A 3,451-nucleotide genomic window follows, 5' to 3' on the forward strand; every position below is an offset into this window, starting at 1 on the left:
CCAGGACTGGAAGTTGACCACGATCAGCAGGTAGATCAGCACCACCGCGCCAAGCAGGCCAAACAGCAAGCCACTGAAGGCCGCGTTCATGGTTTGCACCTGACCCTGCAACAGCACCTTGGAGCCGGTGGGCACTTCGCTGGCGTGGGCGGCGATGATCTTCTGGATGTCGGCGGCAACGGCACCGAGGTCGCGGCCCTGGATTGCGGTCAACACCTCGACCACCGGCTGGATGTCCGACTGGGTCACCACCGAGTTCGCGTGGCTGCGTTCGATGGACGCCAGGCCGCCGAGGGTCTGGTCTTGCGCCGAACCGGGGCTGCCGCTCAACGGCAGGTTATGCAGGGCGGCCAGGGTGTCGAGGCCGTACTGCGGGGTTTGCATCACAATCGGATAAGACACGCCGTTGGCCGGGTTGAGCCAGAACGTCGGCGCCACCTGGCTGGAACCCGCCAGGTTGACCACCAGGCTGTTGGTCACATCGCGCTCGTTCAGGCCCACCAGTTGGGCCTGGGTACGGTCCACATCGATCTTGAACGTGGGCAGTTGCCGCGACTGCTGGATACGCGCATCCACCACACCCGGCACCCGCCGGATTTCCCGCAGCAACGTGCTGGCGTAGGTGAAGTTGGCGGGCAGGTTATTGCCGCTGACTTGCACATCCACCGGCGCCGAAGAACCGAAGTTGAGGATCTGCCCGACGATGTCCGAAGCCGGGAACGAGAACACCGCATTCGGGAATTCACGGGGCAGCCGCTCCCGCAGTTCGCGCATGTATTCGGCGGTGGGACGATGGCCCTCTTTCAGGCTGATCTGGATGTCGCTGTCCTGTGAACCCACGGTGCCGGTGTTGTTGTAGGCCACGTTGATCCCGCTGATGGCCAGGCCGATATTGTCGACGATGGCCGCCAGCTCCCGGGGCTCGATCACGTTATGAATGGTGTTCTCGATCTGCGAGACCAGCCGCGCATTGCTCTCGACCCGCGTGCCGATCGGTGCACGCACATGCAACAGGATCTGCCCGGAGTCGACGTCGGGGAAGAAGTTGCGACCCAGGAATGGCACCAGCGCAAACGACACAGCGACGAACGCCAGCATCGCGATCACCGCGATACGGCGGTGGTGCAAGGCACTCTCCAGTGCCCCGTGGTAAACCCCGCGAAACGCCTCGAACTGGCGCTCGAACCCGCGCTGGAATTTCACCAGCGGGTTGCTCGACGGCGCCACCACTGGCGTACCGTCCGCATGATGTTCGTGAGGCTTGAGCAGGTAATTGGCGAGGGTCGGCACCAGGGTTCGCGAGAGGATGAACGAGGCGATCATCGCGAAGATCACCGCTTCGGCCATCGGCACAAACAGGAAGCGCGCCACGCCTTCCAGGAAAAACATCGGCACAAACACGATGCAGATACACAGCAGCGACACGAACGCCGGCGTGACGATCTGCGCCGCGCCGTCGAGGATCGCCGTCTCCACCGGCTTGCCCTGTTCCAGGTGCCAGTTGATGTTTTCGATGGTCACCGTAGCGTCATCCACCAGGATCCCCACCGCCAATGCCAGGCCGCCGAGGGTCATGATGTTGAGGGTTTCGCCTAGCGCCGACAGTGTCGCAATCGACGACAGGATGGCCAATGGGATCGACGTGGCGATGATCACCGTGGAGCGCCAACTACCGAGGAACAACAGGATCATCAGGCTGGTCAACGCGGCCGCTATGATCCCTTCCCGGGCGACGCCGCTGATGGCCGAGCGCACGAACAGCGACTGGTCGCCGATCAGGTCGATATTCAGGTTGGGCGGCAAGGCGCCTTTGTTGTCGGCCAGTTTGTCCTTGATCCCGGCGATCACCCCGAGGGTCGACGCCGAACCGGTCTTGAGCACCGGCAGCAGCACGGAGCGGTTGCCGTTGACATGCACGATGTTGGTCTGCGGCGGGTTGCCGTCACGCACCGTGGCCACGTCACGGATCAACACGGTGGTGCCGTCGGCGGTCTTGATCGGCAGGTTTTCCAGGTCGTGGAAGTCCGTCGGCGAGTTGTTCAGTTGCAGGTTGAACTCGTAGCTGCCGATCTTTTGCGTGCCCACCGGGGTGATCAGGTTCTGCGTGGCCAGGGCAGTGGCCACGTCCTGCGCCGAGAGGCCCCGGGCCTGCATGCGTGCGGAGTCGAGGTCGATCTGCACCTGGCGAGTCTTGCCGCCGAACGGGTATGGCAGTGCGGCACCGGGCACCGTGGTCAGCATCAGGCGCACGGTGTTGAGGCCCAGGTCACCGAGTTTCTGTTCGCTGAGGCCTTTGCCGGACAACGCCAACTGCACGATCGGCACTGTCGAGGCGCTGTAGTTGAGGATCAGCGGCGGCGTGGTGCCCGGCGGCAGTTGACGCAGGATGGCCTGGGACACCGAAGTCATCTGCGCGTTGGCCGTACTGATGTTGACTCCCGGCTGGAAGAACACCTTGACGATGCCGTAGCCGTTCAGCGATTGCGCCTCGATATGGCGGATGTCGTTGACCGTGGTGGTCAGCACCCGCTCGAACGGCGAGGTGATGCGGCCGGCCATCTGGTCGGGCGGCAAGCCGGTGTACTGCCAGATCACGGCAATCACGGGGATGCGAATTTCGGGGAAGATGTCGGTCGGTGTACGCCAGGCCGCGAGCGGGCCCACAATCAGAATGAAAATAGCCAATACCAGGAAGGTATAGGGGCGCCGCAATGCGATGCGCACGAGGTTGAGCATAGATGTGATCCAGACAGGAAGTTGATGACTGAAGGAGGTACCGAACAGCGCTTCCCTCCTGCCCCGCCCGTCTGTGTTCCGGGCCAACTGCACTGACATCCGGTCAAAATAGAGGCATATGCCACGATATAGCGTTTAGTGGCATACGCAACTAATTTGTTGCAGCATGTGTCAATATTCATCTTGCCGGATTAACGTTCGGTTAACCCTTGATCTGTAGCGAGTGATCAGCCTGTGAAATGCGCACCGCCTGTCCTGAATAGCCCGAGCACCTGTTCCAACGGAGCCGTGCGGCGCGCGTCCCGTCGTATGGCGCAGATCTATGACGAGGCGTTTGCGCCGTTTGGTTTGAAGGCCACCCAGTATTCGCTGATGAACCACATCGCCAATGGGGACGCTCCGAAGATGCGCGACCTGGCGCAGTCGTTGGTGATGGATTTGTCGGCCCTGGGGCATACGCTCAAGCCGCTGGTGCGGGATGGGCTTGTGGTGTTGCGGGTGGATGAGTTGGACCGTCGCAGCCGGCGGGTGCTGTTGACCGACGCGGGGCAGCGTAAATACGAAGAGGCGCGGGTGGTGTCCAGGCAGATGGCGGTGCGGTTTGATGAGGTGTTTGGGGCTGAGGCGGCTTGCGAGTTGCGTAAGGCCATGGACTTTATTGCGTCTGATGAGTTTGCTCGGGCGTTGTTGGGTTAGGGGGCATATCCGTTATTTG

Annotated in this window: 2 protein-coding genes; one reads left to right on the forward strand and one right to left on the reverse strand. The window is 62.0% G+C overall.

The genetic code is table 11. The features are described 5' to 3' along the window. On the reverse strand, positions 1–2,736 hold a 2,736-nt coding region (locus tag HX846_RS03840), incomplete at its 3' end, for an efflux RND transporter permease subunit (RefSeq protein WP_178964997.1). Positions 2,737–3,045: 309 nt separating this feature from the next. On the opposite strand from HX846_RS03840, the gene HX846_RS03845 reads away from it, so the two are divergent. Continuing rightward, complete coding sequence (locus HX846_RS03845; RefSeq protein WP_003207888.1) at positions 3,046–3,432, forward strand: MarR family winged helix-turn-helix transcriptional regulator; 387 nt, start codon at positions 3,046–3,048, stop codon at positions 3,430–3,432. Positions 3,433–3,451 lie beyond the last annotated feature (19 nt).

This window comes from Pseudomonas sp. K5002 (genome assembly GCF_013386655.1).
Taxonomy (GTDB): domain Bacteria; phylum Pseudomonadota; class Gammaproteobacteria; order Pseudomonadales; family Pseudomonadaceae; genus Aquipseudomonas.

Excerpts from the sequence above, each read along its gene's own strand:
- HX846_RS03845 (WP_003207888.1), top strand. The coding sequence starts at position 3,046 with ATGGCGCAGATCTATGACGAGGCGTTTGCGCCGTTTGGTTTGAAGGCC.